This is a genomic window from Myroides sp. LJL115 (genome assembly GCF_054871665.1).
On sequence record NZ_JBTXLS010000038.1, the window covers coordinates 1 to 23,952 of the forward strand.

At 32.9% G+C, this 23,952-nt stretch carries 22 protein-coding genes; 9 read left to right on the forward strand and 13 right to left on the reverse strand.

Going from position 1 to position 23,952, the window contains the following annotated elements; genetic code table 11:
• Positions 1 to 483 precede the first annotated feature (483 nt).
• Positions 484 to 1,188, reverse strand: coding sequence for an SCO family protein (locus ACYSNX_RS09730; RefSeq protein ID WP_461754487.1), 705 nt, complete (start codon positions 1,186 to 1,188; stop codon positions 484 to 486).
• A 161-nt stretch (positions 1,189 to 1,349) separates the two neighbouring features.
• Between ACYSNX_RS09730 and ACYSNX_RS09735 the strand changes: the two genes are divergently transcribed.
• Positions 1,350 to 3,410, forward strand: a complete 2,061-nt coding sequence (locus ACYSNX_RS09735; protein ID WP_461754488.1) for a M13 family metallopeptidase — start codon at positions 1,350 to 1,352, stop codon at positions 3,408 to 3,410.
• A 34-nt stretch (positions 3,411 to 3,444) separates the two neighbouring features.
• On the opposite strand, the gene ACYSNX_RS09740 is transcribed toward ACYSNX_RS09735, so the two are convergent.
• Together ACYSNX_RS09740 and ACYSNX_RS09745 are read right to left on the reverse strand one after the other, a co-directional pair.
• The gene (locus tag ACYSNX_RS09740; protein ID WP_461754489.1) at positions 3,445 to 5,001 is read right to left on the reverse strand and encodes a S41 family peptidase; all 1,557 of its coding nucleotides are present in this window, start codon (positions 4,999 to 5,001) and stop codon (positions 3,445 to 3,447) included.
• Between the two features lie 10 nt (positions 5,002 to 5,011).
• A complete protein-coding gene (locus tag ACYSNX_RS09745; protein ID WP_461754490.1) occupies positions 5,012 to 5,443 on the reverse strand; it encodes a deoxycytidylate deaminase in 432 nt (143 codons plus the stop codon).
• Between the two features lie 272 nt (positions 5,444 to 5,715).
• Here ACYSNX_RS09745 and ACYSNX_RS09750 point away from each other — a divergent pair, with 272 nt between their 5' ends.
• Entirely contained in the window at positions 5,716 to 6,147 is a 432-nt protein-coding gene (locus tag ACYSNX_RS09750; RefSeq protein ID WP_461754491.1) for a TerB family tellurite resistance protein, read from the forward strand.
• Positions 6,148 to 6,180: 33 nt separating this feature from the next.
• Here the strand turns inward: ACYSNX_RS09750 and fbp are convergent, their stop codons facing one another.
• The gene (gene fbp / locus ACYSNX_RS09755) at positions 6,181 to 7,191 is read right to left on the reverse strand and encodes a class 1 fructose-bisphosphatase (RefSeq protein WP_461754492.1); all 1,011 of its coding nucleotides are present in this window, start codon (positions 7,189 to 7,191) and stop codon (positions 6,181 to 6,183) included.
• 93 nt (positions 7,192 to 7,284) lie between these two features.
• Between fbp and ACYSNX_RS09760 the strand changes: the two genes are divergently transcribed.
• The 5 genes from ACYSNX_RS09760 to ACYSNX_RS09780 all read left to right on the forward strand — a co-directional run bounded on the left by ACYSNX_RS09760 (position 7,285) and on the right by ACYSNX_RS09780 (position 10,410).
• Positions 7,285 to 7,758: a GNAT family N-acetyltransferase gene (locus ACYSNX_RS09760; protein WP_461754493.1), complete on the forward strand. Its 474-nt coding sequence runs from the start codon at positions 7,285 to 7,287 to the stop codon at positions 7,756 to 7,758.
• Entirely contained in the window at positions 7,758 to 9,008 is a 1,251-nt protein-coding gene (locus ACYSNX_RS09765) for an aspartate kinase (RefSeq protein ID WP_461754494.1), read from the forward strand. Before ACYSNX_RS09760 ends, ACYSNX_RS09765 begins: the two co-directional genes overlap by 1 nt.
• A gap of 75 nt (positions 9,009 to 9,083) precedes the next feature.
• Positions 9,084 to 9,302 (forward strand): hypothetical protein, encoded by a 219-nt coding sequence (locus ACYSNX_RS09770; RefSeq protein WP_461754495.1) that lies wholly within the window; start codon positions 9,084 to 9,086, stop codon positions 9,300 to 9,302.
• Between the two features lie 193 nt (positions 9,303 to 9,495).
• Positions 9,496 to 10,059, forward strand: coding sequence for a 2'-5' RNA ligase family protein (locus ACYSNX_RS09775; protein WP_461754496.1), 564 nt, complete (start codon positions 9,496 to 9,498; stop codon positions 10,057 to 10,059).
• Between the two features lie 3 nt (positions 10,060 to 10,062).
• A complete protein-coding gene (locus ACYSNX_RS09780; protein WP_461754497.1) occupies positions 10,063 to 10,410 on the forward strand; it encodes a tRNA-binding protein in 348 nt (115 codons plus the stop codon).
• 44 nt (positions 10,411 to 10,454) lie between these two features.
• Here the strand turns inward: ACYSNX_RS09780 and ACYSNX_RS09785 are convergent, their stop codons facing one another.
• Genes ACYSNX_RS09785 through ACYSNX_RS09800 form a run of 4 tightly spaced genes read right to left on the reverse strand, consistent with a single transcriptional unit; the run spans position 10,455 to position 13,184 of the window.
• Positions 10,455 to 11,117, reverse strand: coding sequence for a Rossmann-fold NAD(P)-binding domain-containing protein (locus ACYSNX_RS09785; RefSeq protein ID WP_461754498.1), 663 nt, complete (start codon positions 11,115 to 11,117; stop codon positions 10,455 to 10,457).
• Between the two features lie 54 nt (positions 11,118 to 11,171).
• Complete coding sequence (gene aspA / locus ACYSNX_RS09790; protein ID WP_461754499.1) at positions 11,172 to 12,572, reverse strand: aspartate ammonia-lyase; 1,401 nt, start codon at positions 12,570 to 12,572, stop codon at positions 11,172 to 11,174.
• A gap of 34 nt (positions 12,573 to 12,606) precedes the next feature.
• Positions 12,607 to 12,978 carry a YchJ family protein gene (locus ACYSNX_RS09795; RefSeq protein WP_461754500.1) on the reverse strand — a complete coding sequence of 124 codons (372 nt, stop codon included), beginning with the start codon at positions 12,976 to 12,978 and terminating at the stop codon, positions 12,607 to 12,609.
• Positions 12,979 to 12,980: 2 nt separating this feature from the next.
• Entirely contained in the window at positions 12,981 to 13,184 is a 204-nt protein-coding gene (locus ACYSNX_RS09800; protein WP_461754501.1) for a hypothetical protein, read from the reverse strand.
• A 271-nt stretch (positions 13,185 to 13,455) separates the two neighbouring features.
• On the opposite strand from ACYSNX_RS09800, the gene ACYSNX_RS09805 reads away from it, so the two are divergent.
• Positions 13,456 to 15,054: an Ig-like domain-containing domain gene (locus tag ACYSNX_RS09805; protein WP_461754502.1), complete on the forward strand. Its 1,599-nt coding sequence runs from the start codon at positions 13,456 to 13,458 to the stop codon at positions 15,052 to 15,054.
• 50 nt (positions 15,055 to 15,104) lie between these two features.
• On the opposite strand, the gene ACYSNX_RS09810 is transcribed toward ACYSNX_RS09805, so the two are convergent.
• From ACYSNX_RS09810 to ACYSNX_RS09825, 4 genes are all read right to left on the reverse strand, one after another.
• Positions 15,105 to 15,875 carry an amidohydrolase gene (locus ACYSNX_RS09810; protein WP_461754503.1) on the reverse strand — a complete coding sequence of 257 codons (771 nt, stop codon included), beginning with the start codon at positions 15,873 to 15,875 and terminating at the stop codon, positions 15,105 to 15,107.
• 129 nt (positions 15,876 to 16,004) lie between these two features.
• Positions 16,005 to 16,745: a succinate dehydrogenase/fumarate reductase iron-sulfur subunit gene (locus tag ACYSNX_RS09815; RefSeq protein ID WP_461754504.1), complete on the reverse strand. Its 741-nt coding sequence runs from the start codon at positions 16,743 to 16,745 to the stop codon at positions 16,005 to 16,007.
• 48 nt (positions 16,746 to 16,793) lie between these two features.
• Entirely contained in the window at positions 16,794 to 18,794 is a 2,001-nt protein-coding gene (locus ACYSNX_RS09820) for a fumarate reductase/succinate dehydrogenase flavoprotein subunit (protein WP_461754505.1), read from the reverse strand.
• Between the two features lie 20 nt (positions 18,795 to 18,814).
• The gene (locus ACYSNX_RS09825; protein ID WP_461754506.1) at positions 18,815 to 19,639 is read right to left on the reverse strand and encodes a succinate dehydrogenase cytochrome b subunit; all 825 of its coding nucleotides are present in this window, start codon (positions 19,637 to 19,639) and stop codon (positions 18,815 to 18,817) included.
• Between the two features lie 506 nt (positions 19,640 to 20,145).
• Between ACYSNX_RS09825 and ACYSNX_RS09830 the strand changes: the two genes are divergently transcribed.
• Positions 20,146 to 20,931, forward strand: coding sequence for an alpha/beta fold hydrolase (locus tag ACYSNX_RS09830; protein WP_461754507.1), 786 nt, complete (start codon positions 20,146 to 20,148; stop codon positions 20,929 to 20,931).
• A gap of 206 nt (positions 20,932 to 21,137) precedes the next feature.
• On the opposite strand, the gene ACYSNX_RS09835 is transcribed toward ACYSNX_RS09830, so the two are convergent.
• Positions 21,138 to 23,903: a PD-(D/E)XK nuclease family protein gene (locus ACYSNX_RS09835; RefSeq protein ID WP_461754508.1), complete on the reverse strand. Its 2,766-nt coding sequence runs from the start codon at positions 23,901 to 23,903 to the stop codon at positions 21,138 to 21,140.
• Between the last annotated feature and the right edge of the window lie 49 nt (positions 23,904 to 23,952).

Genomic DNA, 23,952 nt, shown 5'->3' on the forward strand with positions numbered 1-23,952 from the left:
ATTAAAACTAGTCTATCTAGCCATCAAAGATGTATCTAAAAAATGGACTATGCCTATTCGCAATTGGGGCTTGACAATGTCTCAGCTTTATATTAAATTTGGGGATAGATTACAGCCGTAAAAAAAATCCTGTTTCCAAGCCTTGGGGCTTAAGCCCCAAGGCTTGGAAACAGGAGATGACACAGTTCATGTTACACTCCCGATAAAGCAAAAAAGTCATCTTTTCAAGATGACTTTTTTATTATATACAATCTTTGTCAGAACTTCTACACGACTTTTCCCTAGGTTTCTTGCTCTTTGTAAGTATAACTTTTATTAAAAATAATAGTGCTAAAACAAATAATACGTAAACAATAATTTCTATATTTTCCATCTAGTTACTCATATAGCATAAGCATACAAGATAAAACAAATTTGACTATCCTTAAAGTTTATCCAAAAAAAAGAAGGTATTTAACCTTCTTTTATCCATATACTATTTAACTATTTATTTTTTTGGTGCTCATAAAGCCATTGTATATCTTCCCAAAGTTCTTGCATATTCTTGGCCTCAGGATCCTTAGTATCAAAATTAGTTCCATCATAAAAACCGCGAATTCTTCCATTTTTATCCACCAAAACAAAATTCTCCGTATGTACCATATCATAAAGTTCATCAACAGAACCTGTCTTTACTGCTAAATAAGAATTACGAGCTATGAAATAAATATCTCTTTTATCTCCCGTAACTAAATTCCAAATAGAATCATCTACATTTTTGTCTAAAGCATATTGTTTTAAAACCTCAACAGTGTCTATTTCTGGAGTTACAGTATGGGAAAGTAATTTAACCCCTGGTAGGGTTTTTACTTTTTCTTGTAACCATTCCATATTATCTCCCATAATAGGACAAATAGTAGTACAAGTAGTAAAGAAAAAATCAGCTACATAAATATGCCCCTCATAATCTTTCTGGGTAATAGTATCCCCGTTTTGATTATAAAAAGTAAAATCAGCTACTTTATGCCTTTGTTTATTGGCTTGATGCTGAATTAAAGTATCTACTAACTCTGGATTAACCATTGATGGGGTGAAAACAGGAAGCGACTTTCGGTATTTTAAAGCATTATAAAACATTACCAAAATTCCTGCACACAATAAGAATAAAAATAAAAAAAAGTATTTGTATTTTTTGAAGTACTCTAACATAATAACTCTGATTTTCAACAAATTTACAAATTCGATTTCTAAAATTAGTTAAAGTCTACCCAAATGACATTTATATAAAAAAAAGTATGAAATATTATATTAGCTAAACTTATTTGCTATTTTTGTTATTATATCAACAAAAATTAAAATACTTAAATATTATGAACAAAAAGGTATTACTAGCATCAGCTATCGCTTTAGTTACCTTGGCATCTTGTAAAGATGACAAAAAAACAGATCAGGATCAGCAGAATCATGGGATTACTTTAGAATACATGGATACGGATACAAAGCCTGGAGATGATTTTTTCCGCTATGTTAACGGTACTTGGTATGATAAAACAGAAATTCCAGATGACCGTACTAGATGGGGAAGTTTTGATGAGTTAAGACAAAATACAGACAAAGATGCCTTAGCTATTTTAAAACAAGCTTCACAGGATAAAAACTTAGATCCTAATTCTGATCAAGCAAAAGCTGTAGCGATTTACAACACTTATTTAGATTCAAAAACTAGAACTGAACTTGGTACCCAACCAATTCAAAGCTTATTAGATCAAATTAATGCAATGACTTCTGTACAACAAGTAGAGAAATTAATTAATGAATTAGCTGATTATGGAGGACTTGGTCTATATTCCTCTTATGTAAGCGCTGATGCGAAAAGCTCTTCAGAAAACGTAGTATACTTATCTCTTGGATCTTTAGGATTACCTGATAAGGACTATTATATGCTCGATTCAGAGGATATGAAAGAAAAGCGTCAACAATATGTTGATCACGTAACACGTATGCTAACTCTTGCAGGAGAACAACCTGCAGAAGCAGCACAAGATGCAAAAAGCGTTTTAGAAATCGAAACAAAACTTTCTGAACCTCGTTTAACAAGAGTTGAAAGAAGAGATGCTAGATTAACTTATAACCCAATGACTTTAGCTGAATTACAAAAACTTGCACCAGTTATCAATTGGACGCAATATTTTGAAGCTAAAGGTTTGAATAAATTAGATAAAGTAATTGTTTCACAGCCAAAATATATCGCTGCATTAAACAATATTTTAACACAGAAGAACCTACCTCAAATTAAAGCATACTTAAAGTGGACTTTAGTAAATAGATCTGCTAGTATATTAACACCTGAGATGGAAACAGCAAATTGGGAATTTTACTCTAAAACTTTAGAAGGAGCAAAAGAACAACGTCCAATCGAAGAAAGAGCTTTAGCGGTAGTTAATAGTAGTGTTGGAGAAGCTTTAGGTCAATTATATGTTGAGCAAAAATTCCCAGCTGAGGCTAAGGAAAAAGCAAAAGCAATGATTTCAAACGTAATCTCTTCTTTTGGTGAAAGAATCCAAAACCTACCTTGGATGGCAGAAGAAACCAAAAAAGGAGCATTAGAAAAATTATATGCTACAACTATTAAAATTGGTTACCCAGATAAGTGGGAAGACTATTCTACAATGGAAATTAAAAATGTAGACCAAGGAGGAAACTACTATGACAACATGAGAAATGCAACCAAATGGGGAGTAGCTAAAAACACTTCTGATTATGGAAAACCAGTAGATAAATCTCGTTGGGGAATGTCACCTCAGACAGTAAATGCTTATTTTAATCCTGTATATAATGAGATCGTTTTCCCAGCAGCAATTTTACAACCTCCATTTTATGACTACCAAGCAGATGAGGCAATCAACTATGGTGGTATTGGAGCAGTAATTGGACATGAGATTTCGCATAGTTTTGATGATTCAGGATCTAGATTTGATAAAAATGGAAACCTAAACAACTGGTGGACAGCGGAAGATTTAGAGCGCTTTACTATGTTAGGAACTAATCTAGCAGACCAATACAGCGAATTAGAACCACTTCCAGGTGTTTTTGTAGATGGTAAATTTACTTTAGGTGAAAATATTGGAGACTTAGGTGGAGTTAATGCTGCATATGATGGACTACAAAAGTATCTAGCAGAAAATGGTGATCCAGGGTTAATCGATGGATTTACACCTGAGCAACGTTTCTTTATTTCATGGGCTACAATATGGAGAACTAAAGCAAGAGACGAAGCAGTTAGAAACCAAGTAAAAACTGACCCTCACGCTCCTGGACATTACAGAGCATATGTACCTTTACAAAACGTAGATGCTTTCTATGAAGCTTTTGATATCCAAGAGACTGATAAATTATATATCAAACCAGAAGAAAGAGTAAAAATATGGTAATCCCATATATCTATTTATAAAAAATGTCCTTCCTTTAATTAGGAAGGACATTTTGTTTGTCAATACTTTGTAAAGCTTCCTGTAAAATTTCATCTTGGGAAAGCTTGTATTTATAATAGGTAGTTTCATCAAAGAGTTGATGTATAAATTCCTCGTATAAATATCCAATGACTTCATTTTGGTGTTTTTCTAATTGAAAAGACAACTTTTTATCTTGCAAAAATACCTTAAAATCACTTAATAGATCCTCTTTGTTAGTTTGTAGATAAATATCTAGTTCTGACAAGTCAAGGTTGCTGAAAAAGCTTCTTTGCTTATCAATAGTTTCGAATACAAAAAAGCTACTCGCATTACTTTTCATTAAAAATTCCATTCCATGTGAAAAGCGGTTTTCTTTACTTTTTAATAATATATCAGGAGTAATCCCTCCATTGGCATAAACCTCTCTACCTTTTAGAGTCAAAAACCTAGTTGTATCCAATGTTTTTTTCCCGATAAGAGGGTTGACTATTTGATTGGTATATGGCAATTGTATTGATCTACCTGAAGGTGTGTAATACCTAGCTGTAGTCAAGCGAATAGCAGATCCATCTCCTAATAGAAATTCTCTTTGCACCAGCCCTTTACCAAAGGTTGTTCTACCAACTATAGTAGCTCTATCATTATCTTGTAGAGCCCCTGCAATAATTTCACTAGCAGAAGCACTATTTTCATTGACTAGAATTAATAATGGCTGTTCGCTAAAGAGATTAGTACTTTTTGCGTAGGTTATCTTTTGCTTATTTTTATGAGACAAGGTTTTAAGAAGCATTTGATTCTGCGGAACCAAATCGTTTAAAATTTTTATGGCTTGGTCCATATAACCTCCAGGATTGTCTTGCAAGTCGATAACCAATCCTTTTATTTGTAAAGCGATTAAAGCCTGCAAAGCAGTGGAAAAATCTGTATACGTGTTTTTTGAAAACGTATTAATCTTGATATACCCATATCCATTATCTAATATGCCACTATAGGTAATACTAGGTACATCAATTTTTTCTCTATGAATAGTTAAAGGCAACAAAGAATCAATACCTGGGCGTTTGACTAATACGCTAACTACGGAATTTACTGGTCCTTGTAGGGCTTTAACAATACTATCTCTAGGAATGTCTTTTCCATGTAATACTGTATTATCGGCCACTAATATTCTATCTCCCTTTAATAAACCACCTCTATAAGCTGGCCCTTTTGGATCACTTTTAAGAACTACTACACTGTCTCTATAAGGATAGTAATGTATGCCTATACCTATAAAGCTACCTTGCATCACTTTATTTATTTCAACCAATTCATCTTTACCCATATAAAAAGAATGGGGATCTAATTGTTGTAAAATTGTAGAAATAACTTTTTGTGAAACTGAATCTAGATCAACGTTATCTACATATTCGGTATCAATAAGATCTAAAAGCTTATTGATCTTTAGTTTTTGATCTTTCGTCTGATTAATGTCTTGTGACCTTAGGCTAACTTTAACCAAAAAGCCTCCTAAGAAGATGCCTAAGCATAAGGTAAGAGATAAGGCAAAAGGCCAAAAAAACTTATTCATACTTGAAAAGTTAATCTAAATTGGTAATTTGTACAACTTCTACTGCTGCTCTTTGAAGAAAATCCACTCCTTCGGTATCTTTATAAGCTTCAATATAAACTACCCGTGTAATTCCTGCCTGATGGATTAACTTACTACACTCTTTACATGGAGACATAGTAATGTATAAAGTAGCATCAGTACAGCTTTGAGTAGAACTTGCTACCTTCAAAATAGCATTTGCTTCCGCATGTAAAACATACCAATGGGTTAAGTTGTCCTGATCTTCACAACAATTTTCAAAACCGGTAGGAGTGCCATTATATCCATCAGAGATGATCATTCGATCTTTTACAATCAAAGCCCCAACCTTTTTACGTTTACAATAAGACAACTCTGCCCATTGTCTTGCCATGCGTAAATAGGCTTTATCGTATCTGGCAATTTTTAGTTCACTATCCATCCTTTAGAATATTTTGAAGTTTAACTTTTATTGAAAACAAAAATACACAAATGTTCTGGTATACCTGAGGTTCTAATAAATGGAATTTTAAGTTTCTACCTAATCTACAAAAGAAAAGCAAATTTCATTTTATTCACTAAAAAGAATATAAATAGTAGACAAATAAAAATCTTACGCAATATATATTGTAAAAAATATAATCTACATAAAAAAAATTCTTATCTTTCTAATACGAAAAGATACTAATTATAAACTTTTAATTATTTACAACTATGACACAGGACGATGATGTATTCGATGCTGACTTCGTAGATAGAAACAGAGGACATTTTGCTTCTATTGTAAGAGTAGCTTTAGCCAATGGACACTGTTCAGCGGAGGAAAGAGAGTTTATTGATCAATTAGCCCATCGCTTAGAGATCACACCACAGGATTATAAGAACATACTTCTGGATCCCACAAAGTACCCAGTAAACCCTCCATATTTAGAAATTAAGAGAATTGAGCGTTTATATGATTTAGCCCGTATGACCTATGTAGGAAATATGCTTGGACCTAAACAAAAAGATATTTTAAAGAAATTTGCTGTTGCTTTAGGTTTTACTAATGATGTAGATTACTTAGTAAGTAAGGCACTATCCTTAATGGTATTAAATGTAGATGAGGATACTTTTGTACAAGAAATTAAAAATATAAAAAAATAAAAAAGCGATCTAAACTAGATCGCTTTTCTTATATTAAATATAGTTAGCCATAAACTCTTCTGCTTTTGCAACCATGTTTTCACTTCCACAAATAAAAGGAACACGTTGGTGTAATTCAGTAGGCTCTACTTCCATAATTCTCATAAATCCATTAGAAGCTTTACCTCCTGCTTGCTCTACTATATATGCAATAGGATTACATTCATATAATAGGCGTAACTTTCCATTTGGTGCTTTTTTAGTAGAAGGATACATATAAATACCTCCTTTTAAAATATTCCTGTGGATATCTGAAACTAAACTTCCAATATAACGGGAAGAATATGGTCTATCTTGCTCTTCTTCTTGGCAGTACTTGATATAGTCCTTGATTCCTTGAGGAAACTGCATATAATTACCTTGATTTACTGAATAGATGTTACCATCTTTAGCAATCTTCATGTTAGGATGAGATAAGTAAAAAGTACCAATTGCAGGATTTAAAGTAAATCCATTAACACCATTTCCTGTTGTATAAACTAACATAGTTGAAGATCCGTATACAATATATCCCGCTGCAACTTGATTATCTCCTTTTTGAAGGAAATCTTCTTTAGTAACAGGAGTTCCACTTGGAGTAACTCTTCTGTAAATAGAGAAAATAGTCCCAACAGAAACGTTTACATCTATATTAGATGATCCATCTAAAGGATCCATTAAAACAACATATTTATTCTCGTTGGTTCCCTTTTTACCTTTAATGGCAATGAAGTCATCCTCCTCCTCTGAGGCAATACCACAAACAATCTCACGATTGATTAGAGTATTGATGAAAATTTCGTTGGCATATACATCTAACTTTTGTTGCTCCTCACCTTGAATGTTAGCAGTACCAAAAGCTCCAATAATATCTACTAATCCGGCTTGATTAACTTGATGACTTACTACTTTGGCTGCTAATCTTAAAGAGTTGATTAATCTAGATAGTTCGCCTGAAGAATATTTGAAATCTTCTTGCTTATCGATAATAAATTCACCTAGGGTTTGATTTTTTTGTGTTGTCATTATGAAAATGATTCTTTAGTTGTGTATATAATTCTGCAAATATCGTTAATTTTGTTCTTCTATTGAAAGAATAACCATTAAAACTAAAACATTATGATTATTAGACCTGCAACCCCAGAAGATATGGGTAGTGTATTGGAACTTATTAAAGAATTGGCTGCCTTTGAAAAAGAGCCACAAGCAGTTATAATCACAGAAGAAGACCTAATTAGAGATGGTTTTGGCGCTAAACCTCTTTTTGAAGCATTAGTAGCCCAACAGGACGATAAGATTATTGGAATGGCATTATTTTACAATAGATATTCTACTTGGAAAGGTAAAACAATTCACTTAGAGGACTTAATTGTAACGCAAGATAAAAGGGGAACTGGAGCTGGAATGGCTCTTTACAAGGAAGTCTTTAAAATTGCTAAAAAACAAAATGTTAAGCGAGTAGAATGGGTAGTATTAAATTGGAATCAACCTGCTATAGACTTCTATCAAAGTTCAGGAGCTGATGTCCTAACAAATTGGAACACAGTTCAGATGGATGAACAAGGAATTAATCATATGTCACAAAGAAAATAATGAGGATATTTAAATTTGGAGGAGCATCAATTTGTAATGCCCAAAATGTTAGAAACGTTGGAAATATTTTGATCCAAAATAATTATCAAGACCTCTTAATAATTGCTTCGGCAATGGGAAAAACTACTAATGCCCTTGAAATGGTAGTTAATAATTACACAAACGATTCCTCTGAACTATCTCAAAGTTTAAGTGCTGTTAGAGACTTCCATTATCAAATAATACTAGATCTATTTTCAGATACTACTCATCCAATGTTTAAAGAACTTGAAGATAATTTACAGGAAATCTCTAGCTTTTTGAAAAATAATAAGTCACCTAACTATAACTTTATCTATGATCAAGTTGTAAGTAAAGGGGAGATTATTTCTACTAGAATACTCCATTATTACTTAGTATCCCTTGGATTCGAAAACCATTGGTTAGATGCCAGGGATTTAGTAGAAACGGACTTCACCTATAGGGATGCCAATGTGAATTGGGAACAAACTACCAAGAAAGTAAATGAGTTAATCCAACCAAACCAATTATATATTACCCAAGGATTCATTGCTGCAGACTCCAATGGTTTTGCTACGACTTTAGGTAGGGAAGGTTCAGATTATTCAGCAGCAATTTTCGCCTATATACTCAATGCAGAAAGTGTAACAATATGGAAAGATGTGCCTGGGGTATTAAATGCTGATCCACGCTATTTCCAAGAAACTACACTTTTAGATGAAATTTCTTATCAAGAAGCCATTGAACTAGCATTTTATGGAGCAACTGTAATACATCCAAAAACCCTTCAACCTTTGCAAAACAAAGAAATACCACTATATGTTCGTTCTTTTGTAGAACCTAGTCTAAAAGGTACAACTGTAAGTAAAAACTATGGGTTAACTCCTCTAGTTCCTTGTTATATTGTAAAAAACAACCAATTGCTAATTTCTATTTCTTCCAAAGATTTTTCTTTTATAATGGAACAAAACATTAGTGATATTTTCCACCTTTTACACCAATATCACATAAAAGTACATGTGATACAAAACTCAGCTATCAGTTTTACTATTTGTGTAGAAGATAAATTTCAAAACTTTTTTAAGCTAAACCAAGAGTTACAAAATAACTTTAAGGTAAGTTATAATGAAAACGTTTGCCTATATACTATCAGACATTTTGACCCTACTAAAGCAAGTCAACTTTTAAAGGACAAAACTATTCTTTTGAAACACGTAAATAGAGAAACCATGCAAATTGTAACTAAGTAGTTATAATTCTGTCAATTATAAAAATTAATTGATAAATATTTTGTAAATTAGACTACAACTTTAAAAGATACCATTATGAAATATATTCAAGAATTTTCATCCATAGATTTTGAAAACGATATTTTGGTAATTGATTATAAAGACCATCAGATTCAAAATCCAGTTGTACAGGTATTTCGTCTAATTGATGAGTTTGTTTATCAAATCGAATATTGTAAAGTATATGTTTCCAAAGCCCATAATGTGGACATCTTTATTAAAGAACCTTTCAAAGGTAAAGTAATCTTGTACTAATTTTTTTAAAACACAATACTAGCTGTCCTAGCTCATATAATTAATAAAAAAGCATGCTTATTGATAATACCATTTCAATAAGCATGCTTTTTTATTTGGCACAAATAACATACTGATAAACAAGCTTAACCTTAATTATTTGCTTTTAAACAAAAGCTACCTTAAGTTTAGGCACACTTTACGACCTAAAAAAATGAATCCTCTAAATAAATACTCTATCTGTTTTTTACCTGATCAAAATACCCTTGAAATTGTGGCAGCAATGAAAACAGACTTATCTAGTGAAATTGGATGGTTTAATAGTAAAAATGCCATTGGTCATATTACTATTATGGAATTTCAAACTACACAACAACAGATTAAAAAAGTAGATCGCTTTCTTGTAGATTGCTGTAGCTATTTTTCTCCAATACAAAGTGAGTTAGAAGCATTTAATAGCTTTCCTAATGGCGCCTTTTTCTTGGAAATAGATCCGATATCTACAAAAACATACCAAGACTATGCTACTGAAATATTTAAAGGTCTTACAATTAAAAACGCTTATAAAAGTACAACGCCCCATCTGACTATAGCAAGAAAATTAACCAGTGGTAAATTGCAACAAGCCTTTGATTTTTTTCAAAATCCAGCAATCACAATGCAATGTAACCAAATAGCATTGAGAAGGCTAAACCAAGAAAAATTGCAGTTTGAAATTATTGCAACCTATACATTCAAACAGAAAGAAAAAATAGAAAAACAATTAACCCTATTTTAAATAATGAAAAATATAACTAATGACCTTACTTGGGATGAATTTACTAAAGTAGATATGAGAGTAGGTACTATTATAGAGGCTCAAATCTTTGAACAAGCTAGAAATCCAGCCTTTAAACTTTTGATTGATTTCGGAGCACAAATTGGCACAAAAAAGAGTTCAGCACAATTAACAGCCCTATATACCCACCAGGAATTAATAGGCAAGCAAATAATCGCAGTGGTAAACTTCCCTGAGAAACAGATTGCAACCCTAAAAAGTCAATGCCTAGTAATGGGAGCTGTTTTAGGAAAAGAAGTTACCTTATTAACTGTTGATAAACCTTGTGAGAATGGGTTAAGAATTGGATAAAATAAAAAAATCTGTTTGTAAGAATACAAACAGATTTTTTTATTTTATTTCCTTTCAGATGCTTCCAAGTTTACTATATCTATATTTTCTATTATCCTTACCCCGATAGAGTCAGACAAACTTTCACTTATCAATGCTTGAGCAACTGCCTTAACACTCACTGGTGTGGAACTTTTGAAGAGTCCTATACTAGTGATGAACTTTGATACTTGTACGGTTAACTTCTCTAAATTACGTGTAGATCCAGGACGAATTAAAGAACCAGGACGAATAAATACCGTTTTAGGGAAATTAAGAGCTAAAATGGCCTGTTCAACTTGTCCCTTTATTCGAAAATACAACAATGTACTTTTACCATTGGCACCTTTAGAGCTCACTAAACTAAAGCAGTTTACTCCTAAAGATCTACAAATACTTGCAAAATCAGTTACATAACTATAATCTATTTTATAAAAATTACTTTTACTTCCTGCTTGCTTTAAGGTTGTCCCTAAAGCACAAAAGGCCATATCGGCACCTTGTATAAAGGAAGTATCCCAATGTTGCATTTGATCAAAATCTAAAACATACTGTTTTAATTTAGGATGGCTATATTCCATTTTTTTCCTAAGAATAATTTGTACCTCCTCTACCCTATCATCCAACAATAGTTGGGTAGTTAATTCCATTCCTGTGGCACCTGTACCACCGATTATAATAATACGCATATAGATATTTTTAAAAAAAGGGATGTCCATTATAGGACATCCCTTTTAAGAATATTAAACTTTCGAAGGAGCTAACATATGCTTAGGATCTAAGATCTCATCTAAGCGCTCTTTACTAAGAAGATTATTTTCTAATACTAAATCATAAACGCTTTCCCCTGTTTGTAAAGCTTGTTTAGCAATTTTTGTGGAAGCTTTATACCCTATATAAGGATTAAGTGCAGTAACAATACCTATACTACCTAAAACCAATTCTTTATTGTGTTCCACATTAGCTTTAATACCTAAAACACATTTAGTTAAAAGAGTTTCCATTGCATTATCTAACCATTGCATAGACTCCATTAGACTATGAGCAATAACAGGCTCCATAACGTTTAATTGTAACTGTGCTGCTTCCGATGCCATAGTAATTGTCATATCATTACCAATTACTTTAAAACATACTTGGTTTACTACCTCTGGAATAACCGGATTTACTTTTCCAGGCATAATAGAAGATCCTGGTTGCATTGCAGGCAACTGAATTTCATTTAATCCACAACGTGGTCCACTTGAAAGTAATCGTAAATCATTACATATTTTAGAAAGCTTGATAGCTATTTTCTTTAAAGCTCCAGAATAAGCTACAAATCCACTAGTATCTGAAGTTGCTTCTACTAAGTTTTTGGCAGATACAACAGGCTCATCTAATAAAATTCCTAGATTTTTAGCACATAGTTCCGCATATCCAGGTACTGCATTCAAACCAGTTCCAATTGCAGTAGCTCCCATGTTTATTTCTAAAAATCCTTTACTTACATACTCTAAATTAGCAATCTCTTTCTCTAATGTATAAGCAAAACCTCCAAACTCCTGTCCTAATGTCATAGGAACAGCATCCTGAAGTTGTGTTCTACCCATTTTAATTATATTTTCAAACTCGTTAGCTTTTTCTTGTAAACCTTCACTAAGTTTACTTAGAGTCTTAACCACCTTTTGGTTCATGTTGAAAATCGCAACTTTTAAAGCAGTTGGATAAGCATCATTTGTACTTTGAGATAAGTTCACATGATCATTTGGGGAACAATATTGGTATTCTCCTTTTTGGTGACCTAAAAGTTCAATAGCGCGATTAGCTATAACTTCGTTGGCATTCATATTAACAGAGGTACCTGCTCCACCTTGAATCATATCTACAGGAAACTCTTGGTGAAATTTACCATCTAGAATTTCTTGACATGCATCGGCAATTGCTTGGTAAATTGGTTGCTCTAAAACATTTAATTCAAAGTTAGTTTTAGCTGCAGCCCATTTAGTAAGAGCTAATCCTTTAATAAATTCAGGATAATCAGACAATTTACTATTTGAAATTTTAAAATTATCTACTGCACGTTGTGTTTGCACACCATAATAGGCCTGTAATGGCACTTCTAAATCACCGATAAGGTCGGTTTCAATTCTAGTTGATTTCATAATTATAGTTGTTTTATTAATTTTTGTATCGATTTTAACCGTTTACATAATACCATTTTGAAGCAAATTTTTCAAAATAAGAGTTTTCATGGTGAACATGCTCAATTCCTTGATTATCTCTAAAATAAGCTTTAAAATTCACATAATTTCCCTTGGCTTGTAGAATTTCTAATTTAAGCCATGTATTTTCAAGGGACCACTCCATTATATCTTTCTTATTATGGAATTTCCTTTGAGAAGGATGAGTAGTATCTAATAAATATTGAGCATCCCCTATAGCATATGCACTATATCTAGATCGCATAAGTTTCTCAGCTGAATCTGGAAATGCAGTCTTACTAATAAATGGTTGACAACATTGCGAAAACTTTGAACCACTCCCACAATAACAAGGTAAATCTTGCATAACTAATCTAGTTTACGTTGTAGTTCTTCCACAATTTTTAAATACTTACCGTAAATGGCCAATTCTTTGTCTTGTGTAGTTGTATCTAAAATTTGGTAAATTATTTCTTTAAGGGTTTCAATTTTCACGAATGCCTGTTGGCTCTCGCCTTTGGCAATTTGGGCCATTATTGCCATAATTTGCCTTTGTACTTGTTCCTCGTTCATTTTAATGGTCTTTGTTTAGACAAATATATTTTGTTAATAGGGATTTCCATAATTAAAACTTTAAAAAATTCACGTCTACATAAAAAATAATATAGTATAACCTATTTTTCTAATTCAAACTACGTCAATTTTCTCATTAAGACTAATAAATTGAAAAAATACTTGTGATAATACATTTTTTTACAAAATCAATCCATCATATATCCCTTTTTGCAACATAGATTTTCTAACTAAAAAATATAATTGTTTCTTTGTCTTTTAATTTATAGTTATGTCGAAGTTTCGTATATATTTTAGTTGCATCTCTTTGGTATTTATTACCTTGTTTTTTGCCAACTGTGCAAAAAGAGGGAGCATTAGCGGAGGTCCAAAAGACACTCTACCACCAGTTCTAATTCATAGTATACCTAAGAACTATTCTACTAACTTTGATCAAAAGGAAGTGCGTATTTTATTTGATGAGTATATTAAGGTGAATAACTTAAACCAATATCTTATCATCTCTCCTCCAATGGAAAATATGCCAGATATTAGTCCTATGGGAATTCCTAAGAAAACATTAACTATTCGTTTTAGAGATTCACTTGCCCCTAATACCACATACAATATAAACTTTGGTAATGCAATTGCGGACAATAATGAAAACAACGTCTTCCAACAATTTAAATATGTATTCTCTACTGGAGATTATATTGACTCTTTACAATTAAATGGTAGTATATCTACTGCACATCAATTAAAGACAGATAACTTTGTAAATGTAATGTTGTATGAGGCAAAAACTTTTACAGACTCAACTGTATATAAACAAAAGCCTTTGTATGTAACTAATACCTTAGATAGTCTAACTAGCTTTAAATTAGAAAACCTAAAAGAAGGATATTATAAAATAATAGGTTTAAAGGATAAGAATAATGATTATCTATTCAATCCTAGCACGGATAAAATAGCCTTTTTAACAGATTCCATTTATCTGCCAACAGATAAAAAAATTGACCTAGTTCTATTTGAATCTATCCAGGAATTCGCCGCTAAAAGACCTACACAGGAGTCTGAAAATAAATGGTATCTTCCTTATGTAGGCGAAATAGATGATTTAAGTATCAATGTGAAAAAAGGAGATAGTTTAATTAAAAGCACCTATACCTTACTACCGAAAAAAGACAGTTTACAAGTTTGGTTTCCGCAGGTAAAAACAGATTCACTTACAATGAGTGTATCTAAAGGAGAAGAAGTTTTCACCTTAAGACCAAAGGTAAAAATTAAAGAGATAGACTCTTTACAAATCACTGGAACTTCAGGTCTATTACATTATGGCAAAAACCTACAGCTAAGTTCAACTACCCCTATAGAGCACATTGACTTAGATAAATTTACCTTTATAGATCAAGATTCTGTTGCGGTTAGCTTTACTTTGGATAATAAGTATTTAGACCAAGCCTTGGTAGTGAATTTTGAAAAACAAGAATCTACTAAGTATAATTTATCCCTTTTACCAGGGGCTATTACAGATTTCTTTGGAGAGAAAAATGATACATTATCTTATTCCTTTTATACAGGGCCTTATAAAGACTATGGTAACTTAAGTATTTCCTTATCCAATGTAGAAAGTTTTCCAATCATTGTAGATTTAATAGACGACAAGAACAATGTACTAGCTACAAAATACTCTACAGGTGAAACGACCTTAGATTTTGACCTACTAACACCTAACACCTATATTGTGCGTATTTCCTATGACACAAATCGAAATGGAAAATGGGATACAGGCGATTATCTAAAACAAATTCAGCCAGAAAAAAGCGTATTTTTCCCAGAACCAATTATGGTCAGAGCCAACTGGGATCTAATACAACAGATTGATTTATAAAAATTAAATACCCCAAAAAGTTATACACTTTTTGGGGTATTTAATTTTATTTAAAAGTGAAAATCAAAACTATCCGCATCATTTAAAAAACCAAAACGATTCCTTGCTCTTTGCAGCATAGTTAAATCCAAAGTGCAATAACGAACTTGTTGGCCCTCTAGGCTTGAAATAAGAGGTTTTCCAAGATAATCTATCACCTGACTATGTCCAGTATACCCATTGGAGTCTTTATCTAAACCACAGCGATTTACTCCAATAACATACGTCATGTTTTCAATTGCTCTAGCTGGTAGAAGACTATCCCAAGCAAAAATTCTTTGATCTGGCCAACTTGCTACATAAATAAGCAGATCATAACTATTTTTGTTATTACGTGCAAATACAGGGAAGCGCAAATCATAACATACCAAAGGACAAATTCTCCACCCCATATAGTCAACAATGATTCGCTCTGTTCCTTTTTGATAAGCATTTTGCTCTCCAGCTAAGGAGAATAGATGGCGTTTATCATAGTGTTCTAGCTTTCCACAAGGATGGATAAACACAAGCCTATTATAATATTTTTCTTCCTCTTTTACAATTACACTCCCTGTTAGTGCAAAGTTATATTGTTTACACAATACAACTAATTCTTCTAATTGGGGACCTTCCATTGTGATATAACACTTACTGGGATCCATAGTAAAACCAGTGGTAAACATTTCTGGCAAAACCACTAAGTTGGTACCTTTTTCTATGTGTTTTAATTTATCTGAAAAAAACGCCATATTAGCGTCAATATCTTCCCACACTAACGGTGCTTGTATTATTGAAACTTTCATAAATTCTAAACTTTAATCACTCCGAAATTAACCCAAATCTCTTACAATTCAAATAGGAGGCAATTTAAAACAAAAAAGCGGTGAGAAAAACTCCTCACCGCTTAGATATATTATTATAAGTGTGTATGCTTATAAAACAGCTTTTAAATACTCTCTGTTCATACGAGCAATGTTCTCTAAAGAAATTCCTTTAGGACATTCCACCTCACATGCTCCAGTATTTGTACAGTTACCAAACCCTAAGCTATCCATTTCAGCTACCATGTTTAAAACACGGTCAGTAGCCTCCACTTTACCTTGAGGTAATAAAGCGAACTGAGAAACTTTTGCAGATACGAAAAGCATCGCAGAAGAGTTTTTACATGTTGCAACACAAGCACCACATCCAATACAAGTTGCCGCATCAAAAGCGCGATCTGCATCATGCTTAGGAATTGGAATTGCGTTAGCATCTTGTGTATTTCCAGAAGTATTCACAGAAACGAAACCTCCAGCATGTTGAATTTTATCAAAAGCGTTACGGTCAACTACTAAGTCTTTAATAACTGGGAAAGCTTTAGCTCTGAATGGCTCAATATAGATTGTATCACCATCTTTAAACTTTCTCATGTGTAATTGACATGTAGTAATTCCGCGGTCTGGTCCGTGAGCTTCTCCATTAATGAATAAAGAACACATTCCACAAATCCCCTCACGACAATCGTGATCGAATGCTACAGGCTCATCACCTTTCTCAACTAACTCATTGTTTAAAACATCAAGCATTTCTAAGAAAGACATATCAGGAGAAATGTTACTGATAGAATAATCAACCATTTTTCCTTGTGCTTTAGCGTTACTTTGACGCCATATTTTTAGTGTAAGATTCATTTGTTCGAATTTTTACAAGTAAGAATTGCTTTTAAGCGATTCTCAATATTATTTATAACTACGAGCTACCAATTTAATGTTTTCATATACAAGGTCTTCTTTGTGAAGTACTGCATCACTTGGATTTCCTTTGTATTCCCATGCTGCAACGTAAGCGAAGTTTTCGTCATCACGTTGTGCTTCACCTTCTTCGGTTTGGTGTTCTTCACGGAAGTGTCCTCCACAAGATTCCTCACGGTGTAAAGCATCTTTAGCGAATAACTCTCCTAACTCAAGGTAATCAGCAACTTTTAAAGCTTTCTCTAACTCTTGGTTAAAGCTATTTTCTGTACCAGAAACTCTTACTTCTTTGTAGAATTGCTCTCTAAGCTCAGCGATTTCCTTCATTGCTTCGGTTAATCCCTTAGCATTTCTAGCCATACCTACTTTATCCCACATGATTTTACCTAATTTCTTGTGGAAGTAGTCAACAGAGTGAATTCCTTTGTTGCTCATTAATTGAGCAATAGTTGATTTCACTTTAGCTTCAGCTTCAGCAAATTCTGGCAAGTCAGTAGAGATTTTTCCTGTACGAATATCATTAGCTAAATAATCTCCAATAGTATAAGGCAATACGAAGTAGCCATCAGCTAAACCTTGCATTAAAGCAGAAGCTCCTAAACGGTTTGCTCCGTGATCTGAGAAATTAGCTTCTCCTAAAACGTAACATCCTTCGATAGTTGACATTAAGTTATAATCTACCCATAATCCACCCATTGTGTAGTGTACCGCTGGATAAATCATCATTGGAGTAGTATATGGATCCTCATCTACGATCTTCTCATACATTTGGAATAAGTTACCATATTTATTTTCAACAACTTCTTTACCTAATTTATAAACAACTTTAGCGTCATTCTCATCTAAATGTTGAAGTCTAGCTTGTTCTTTACCGTAACGATCAATAGCAGAAGCGAAATCTAAGTAAACTGCCTCACCTGTTGCGTTAACACCATAACCAGCATCACATCTTTCTTTAGCTGCACGAGAAGCAACATCACGAGGCACTAAGTTTCCGAAAGATGGGTATCTTCTCTCTAGGTAGTAATCTCTATCTTCTTCTGCAATTTGAGTAGGTTTAAGTTTTCCTTCTCTAATTGCTACTGCATCTTCTATTTTCTTAGGAACCCAAATACGTCCATCGTTACGTAAAGACTCCGACATCAAAGTTAACTTTGATTGGTGGTCCCCAGTAACTGGGATACAAGTTGGGTGAATTTGTGTAAAACATGGGTTAGCAAAGTAAGCTCCTCTTTTGTGTGCTTTCCATGCTGCAGTTACGTTAGATCCCATTGCGTTTGTAGAAAGGAAGAAAACGTTACCGTATCCACCTGTACAAATTACAACAGCATGAGCAGAGTGACGCTCAATTTCTCCTGTAACTGAATCACGAGCAATAATTCCTCTTGCTTTTCCATCAACAATTACAACATCTAACATTTCATGACGATTGTACATTTTGATTTTCCCACGTCCAATTTGACGGTTCATAGCAGAGTATGCTCCTAATAATAACTGTTGTCCAGTTTGTCCTTTTGCGTAGAAAGTACGAGAAACTTGTACTCCTCCGAAAGAACGGTTATCCAATAATCCACCATATTCACGTGCGAAAGGCACACCTTGAGCAACACATTGGTCGATAATATTTTCAGAAACTTCTGCTAAACGGTAAACGTTAGCCTCACGCGCACGGTAATCTCCACCTTTTACAGTGTCATAGAATAATCTATAAACTGAGTCACCATCTCCTTGGTAATTCTTAGAAGCGTTAATTCCCCCTTGTGCAGCAATAGAGTGCGCACGACGAGGTGAATCTTGATAACAAAATGCTTTTACATTATATCCCAACTCTGCTAAAGTAGCAGCTGCCGCACCACCTGCTAATCCTGTTCCAACAACGATAACATCAATGTTACGTTTGTTTGCAGGGTTAACTAATTTAATGTGGTTTTTATAATCAGACCATTTCTTATCGATTGGTCCTTGAGGTATCTTAGAATCTAATTTCATAATCTATTTCTTTAGGACAATTATACAAAATGAATATACAATGGAATGATTGCGAACAATGCAGGAACTAAATAGCAGAATAAGTACCCTCCTAATTTAATTACTCCATTAATTTTAGGATTATTTACACCTAAAGATTGGAATGCGCTTGCAAATCCGTGTGATAAGTGAAATCCTAGAACAACCATTGCAACAACATATAATAAAGTACTAATTAGTCCAGTGCTTGGATCTTTAAAAAACTCAAAAGTAATTTTATGTAAATCTTTATAACCTTCTGCAATCATTAAGTCAGTACCAGCTTGGTAAAAATCAGTACCTTTCACTACTACAGCACCAGCATCTACTGCTGTTACTTGGATAGGTTGTCCTGAAACTGTCTTGTAAACCATTACAGGATCTGGTTGTCCTTCGATGTTTACAGCAATAGTTTGTAAAGGCATTTGCGTGAAGTGCATTTTAGCCCAAAAGTTAGTCATGTGAGTAACAATGAAAACTAACAATAAAGTACCTAAAACAGCCATATTGCGAGAAGCCCATGTACTATTCGACGCAGCATTGTTCTTTGCATATCCAATTGGACGTGCTTTCTTATTTTGAATAGTTAAAACGATACCATCCACTGCGTGAAACAGTATAGAGATATACGTTAAATAAGATAAAATTTTTACTGCTGGATTAGTTGTCATGAATAATGCATACTCGTTGAATACAGATGCATCACCAAAAATCAATTGAAGGTTTCCCACCAAGTGACCAACCAAAAACAAGCATAAAAATAAACCAGTAAGAGCCATCCAGTATTTCTTTGCAATGGATGACTTTAAAAGTGCAGATTTTGCCATAATGTAATTTTAATTGTTTTCTTAAAAAATCTCTCAAAAATACGGCTTATATAGCATGTACACAACTAACAAGCCCCTATTTATACTGAGTTTAAACAAATAATTATCCTAACTATTTAGCCAAAAAACACATCTATGAAGAGGTTTTTTACAAATAAAAACATTATAGCTTCTAATTGTGTTAAAATATTTTTATTATATCTACAACTGTGTTATTTTTAAAATTAAAACACGATTGAAAATTTTACTTTTATTACTTAATTAACAAGGTATTCTCCATAAAAAAGAACAATTCCACCTCTTTTAGTGGGAAATTCTACCAACCATTACCCCACAACCTAGAAAACCCCACACTCCTATTCTTTAGTAAAATAACAAAACAATTACAATACTTTATAGGATTTCGCAATTGCAATCTTAAGCTAATTGAAAATGGCAGGATAAAGACACATCTGCTTTTTTGTTCAAAAACAACTTACTAAATTTACAGCTTTAAAATACGTAAAATGTCCTTTTCAACTCTACAATCCAATCATGGTACTTTATCATATACTGTACAAGGCCAAGGAAAATGTTTACTTTTTTTACATGGTTTTTTGGAAGACTCATCTATTTGGGAGTATTTTATCCCATATTTTAGTCAGACGCACCAAGTAATCACTGTGGATTTCTTTGGACATGGACGAAGTAGTATAAATTTAGATAGTCCAAATTCTAATCTAAGTGACATAGCTGATGACTTATTTGATTTACTTGGTAGTTTAGAAATAAATAAAGCAACATTCATTGGACACTCCATGGGCGGATATTTAGCACTCGAATTCGCAGAACATTATCCTACCTATGTCCAGCAATTAATACTTATTAATTCTACTGCCATTATGGATTCTGAACAAAAGAAACAACAAAGAGATAGAGCAATTGCAATTATTAAAAGTAATAAGGACACTTTTATTCAACTAGCCATCGCTAACTTATTTACTCTAGAGGCCAAGGAAGAATTAAAACCACAAATCACCCATTTAATTCAGCAAGCAAAAAAAATTCCTACTACAGCAATAATTACTGCATTAGAGGCAATGAAACTAAGGACAGACAAGCAAAAGCTTATACATACTGCTGTTTTCCCTATCTGCTTCATTCTTGGGCAAAAGGACCCTATTATGGATTATAATCTCACAAAACAACAATTAGAAGGAACTAATTGCCAATTAATTAGTTTACCACAAGGTCATATGCTTCATCTAGAAGCTAGACAAGAAATAGAGCAAATTATTTCTTCCTTATTATAAAATACAGCACTTGACTTATTACAATAAAAAAGGGACTGTCTCACAATTGAAGATAGCCCCTTTTTTGTTTAATAAATATCGTATTTTACTTTGTATAATTTAATTATTTAATCTAAAATATAAACTATACCTAATAATTTTCTTCTGAATGACACTCAAATAACCTTTATGAGATAGCCTCTTGTATTTTAGTCAAAAAAACAAAGCTAAGCATTCTCTATAAAATCATCTTGTGGATTTATAATTTCCAATAGTAGTTCTATTAGCTCATCTTTGAAACAATTTAATTTTTCTTGATCAATTAATTGATCAACTTCTTTACCCTCTACAATACCAAAAAACAAGAATCCTTCTCTTCTGTTTTTAAAAGAATATATTCCTGCTTCGATAGCCTGGTTGGGATGTTCTAGTTTATTTTGGTACATTAAAGCATAACAAAGAAGTTGAATAATTTTGTCGTTCTTCACCTCTTTTGTTAAGCCTTCCCAAGTCTTTAAGCGCACATCAGCAGCACTTACTTTTCCCGTCTTATAGTCAATAACTCTAATAATCCCATTCCTACGTTCAATGCGATCTACATATCCAAAAATATTAACACTATAAGGTAAACGAGAATCTTCTATGGTATAAGCCAACTTAGTTTCTAACTCTAATAAAACAATCTCATCTCCTTTTTCTAGAGCAGCTAGTTCTTGATTTAAAAAGTGAAATACATTTCTTTTAGCCACCTCAAAAGCCAGTAAGTTCATTCCCATCTTGTCCTTATCGCTATTATAAACACTTTCAAATTCCTGTTGAACAAATAAATCAGCTTGACTTTTTAGCTTTAGTATAATTTCTCTATTTAAAACATACCCCTTATAAGGAAGGTAAAGTCTTTCCAATGCATTGTGGATAATAGTACCTAGAGTATTTAAAGCAATACTTTCCTCAACCTCATCTAAAGCACGAATACCTAATATCCTTTGTAAATAGAATTCTATTGGGTTCCTTAAGTAATTAGAAAGCGCAGAGGGTGAAAATCCTTTTCCTTGAGAAATTGTCTTTAATTCCTCTTGCAGTAATGTGCTCTTTGGAATTTCCATGGCTTGATAGGCTTTATCTGGTAAGTCAGCAGAATAAGTAAGGTATTCTACCTTATGATTCTCCATAGTCTCTACCTCTAGTTGGGTTAAGAATCTACTTTTTTCCCCTGCATCCATTCCATCACTTTGGGAATTATAGAGTAAATAAATATTCTTTGCCCTTTGTAAAAGATGGTAGAAGTGGTAACTATATATAGCATCCTTCTCTTTAAAAGTAGGTAAGCCTATTTCTCTTTTCACATCATTAGGTATGAAAGAGTTTTGTGCTTTACCGGCTGGAAACTTACCCTCATTAACCGAGGTTACAACCACCGTGTCAAAATCCAAGACACGACTTTCTAATACTCCCATGACTTGCAAGCCTTCTAAAGGCTCCCCTTCAAAACTTACTTCGCTTAGATCCATTATTTGTTTATATAAAGAATAAAGCGTTTCAATATTATGTACTACAGGGTATTTCTGACAGTAGGACACCAAACGAATAAGCATTTGGTAGGCAGAATATAAAAAGGTCTTAGTTAACATTTGATTACTATCCTCTTGGACTAAGTTTTCTTTGATCTTCAAGACAATTTTCACAAGTGTCTCCAAGATCTCAACAGAGGACTTATCTCTCCAGCTCTCAAAGACTAGCTTACGCATTTCAAACTCAGGATGATTTAACCAATCTCCAAAACGATCTAAAGTAAAGAAAGTTAAGTTCTTTTGATTAATCTGCTTAACAATGTCCTCACATTCTAAAGACAAAGTCAAAATTGGATTACTCAACACATCAAGAATTTCCTTATAGTAAACAACATACTGCTTATCTGAACGTCGAATCGCCCCTAAGTGCATTTTGAATATTTTATGTAGTAAAATCTGTACTGGATTACTATTACCACTATACCCCATAGTAATATTCAAACTAGAAACTGACTTTGGTAAACCATGTAAAACAGGTAACAGAAGATTCTCTTCCCCTAAAACTACAGCTACCTTATCTAAAGAAGTTGCTTTTTCAAGAAGATTTTCAACTATTTGGCCTGCAATTTTGGCCTGACCAACACTTTTAGGAGTTTGTATTACCTGAATGTTTTTTTCTTTAGAGAACTCATCAACAATCCATTCAAATTCATTAGTTTTGTAGTAATTCCATTTATTTTTAATCCTTCTTAAAAACAATCCAGCATCATGAGAAGTGTCATTCAAGAAAGTAAGATCTAAATCCCAAAACACTCTTCCTCTTTTCTCTAATAACACATGCTGAATAATTACTTCTTCTGCAGCATTTAAAGCATTAAATCCAGCGAAATAGAATTGTTTATTATTTGATTTTAAATAAGCATCATGATTAGCAACTGCCTCTCTATAGATCAAACCTTGATATCCAATTCTTTTATCTACTAATCGCTTATAGAGATTTTCATAATAAATAGGCATTCTATCCCAAAACTCTAAATACTTAGTGATTAAAGGAGTTCTGCTTTCCAAATCTACTGCCCAATGTTTAATATCTTCTATGTTTTTCAGATAAGAAAAAACATAGGAAGGCTTAAGTAAATAACGATCTATTTCATTAAAGTCTTGTAGTAAGGTCTTTGCCCAGTTGGCAAAATGATCGAAATCATCTCTTTGTTGAGTTTCAATTTCGCAATACACTAAGTAGAATTCAAATAAAAGCTCAATAGAATCAATACTTCTAATACCAGAAATATCCTGAATTAGCTCCTCTATACTAATAATTTCTGGAGCAAAAACACTATTTGAATAGTGTTTTTTCAAACATTCTAATAAGAATATTCTAGCCCTTTTATTTGGTAGAACGACTACCAAATCATCCATATTTAAAGGATAATCTTGTTTTATTTGAGCACTTAAACGTTCTAAAAATGTGACTGTCTTCATAAATTAAAGATATAAAAAAAACGCCTTGATAATTCATCAAGGCGTTTTA

What these genes read in the sequence shown, in the direction of transcription:
- ACYSNX_RS09730 (WP_461754487.1), bottom strand. Translation starts at nt 1,188, where the DNA reads ATGTTAGAGTACTTCAAAAAATACAAATACTTTTTTTTATTTTTATTC.
- ACYSNX_RS09735 (WP_461754488.1), top strand. Translation starts at nt 1,350, where the DNA reads ATGAACAAAAAGGTATTACTAGCATCAGCTATCGCTTTAGTTACCTTG.
- ACYSNX_RS09740 (WP_461754489.1), bottom strand. Translation starts at nt 5,001, where the DNA reads ATGAATAAGTTTTTTTGGCCTTTTGCCTTATCTCTTACCTTATGCTTA.
- ACYSNX_RS09745 (WP_461754490.1), bottom strand. Translation starts at nt 5,443, where the DNA reads ATGGATAGTGAACTAAAAATTGCCAGATACGATAAAGCCTATTTACGC.
- ACYSNX_RS09750 (WP_461754491.1), top strand. Translation starts at nt 5,716, where the DNA reads ATGACACAGGACGATGATGTATTCGATGCTGACTTCGTAGATAGAAAC.
- fbp (WP_461754492.1), bottom strand. Translation starts at nt 7,191, where the DNA reads ATGACAACACAAAAAAATCAAACCCTAGGTGAATTTATTATCGATAAG.
- ACYSNX_RS09760 (WP_461754493.1), top strand. Translation starts at nt 7,285, where the DNA reads ATGATTATTAGACCTGCAACCCCAGAAGATATGGGTAGTGTATTGGAA.
- ACYSNX_RS09765 (WP_461754494.1), top strand. Translation starts at nt 7,758, where the DNA reads ATGAGGATATTTAAATTTGGAGGAGCATCAATTTGTAATGCCCAAAAT.
- ACYSNX_RS09770 (WP_461754495.1), top strand. Translation starts at nt 9,084, where the DNA reads ATGAAATATATTCAAGAATTTTCATCCATAGATTTTGAAAACGATATT.
- ACYSNX_RS09775 (WP_461754496.1), top strand. Translation starts at nt 9,496, where the DNA reads ATGAATCCTCTAAATAAATACTCTATCTGTTTTTTACCTGATCAAAAT.
- ACYSNX_RS09780 (WP_461754497.1), top strand. Translation starts at nt 10,063, where the DNA reads ATGAAAAATATAACTAATGACCTTACTTGGGATGAATTTACTAAAGTA.
- ACYSNX_RS09785 (WP_461754498.1), bottom strand. Translation starts at nt 11,117, where the DNA reads ATGCGTATTATTATAATCGGTGGTACAGGTGCCACAGGAATGGAATTA.
- aspA (WP_461754499.1), bottom strand. Translation starts at nt 12,572, where the DNA reads ATGAAATCAACTAGAATTGAAACCGACCTTATCGGTGATTTAGAAGTG.
- ACYSNX_RS09795 (WP_461754500.1), bottom strand. Translation starts at nt 12,978, where the DNA reads ATGCAAGATTTACCTTGTTATTGTGGGAGTGGTTCAAAGTTTTCGCAA.
- ACYSNX_RS09800 (WP_461754501.1), bottom strand. Translation starts at nt 13,184, where the DNA reads ATGAACGAGGAACAAGTACAAAGGCAAATTATGGCAATAATGGCCCAA.
- ACYSNX_RS09805 (WP_461754502.1), top strand. Translation starts at nt 13,456, where the DNA reads ATGTCGAAGTTTCGTATATATTTTAGTTGCATCTCTTTGGTATTTATT.
- ACYSNX_RS09810 (WP_461754503.1), bottom strand. Translation starts at nt 15,875, where the DNA reads ATGAAAGTTTCAATAATACAAGCACCGTTAGTGTGGGAAGATATTGAC.
- ACYSNX_RS09815 (WP_461754504.1), bottom strand. Translation starts at nt 16,745, where the DNA reads ATGAATCTTACACTAAAAATATGGCGTCAAAGTAACGCTAAAGCACAA.
- ACYSNX_RS09820 (WP_461754505.1), bottom strand. Translation starts at nt 18,794, where the DNA reads ATGAAATTAGATTCTAAGATACCTCAAGGACCAATCGATAAGAAATGG.
- ACYSNX_RS09825 (WP_461754506.1), bottom strand. Translation starts at nt 19,639, where the DNA reads ATGGCAAAATCTGCACTTTTAAAGTCATCCATTGCAAAGAAATACTGG.
- ACYSNX_RS09830 (WP_461754507.1), top strand. Translation starts at nt 20,146, where the DNA reads ATGTCCTTTTCAACTCTACAATCCAATCATGGTACTTTATCATATACT.
- ACYSNX_RS09835 (WP_461754508.1), bottom strand. Translation starts at nt 23,903, where the DNA reads ATGAAGACAGTCACATTTTTAGAACGTTTAAGTGCTCAAATAAAACAA.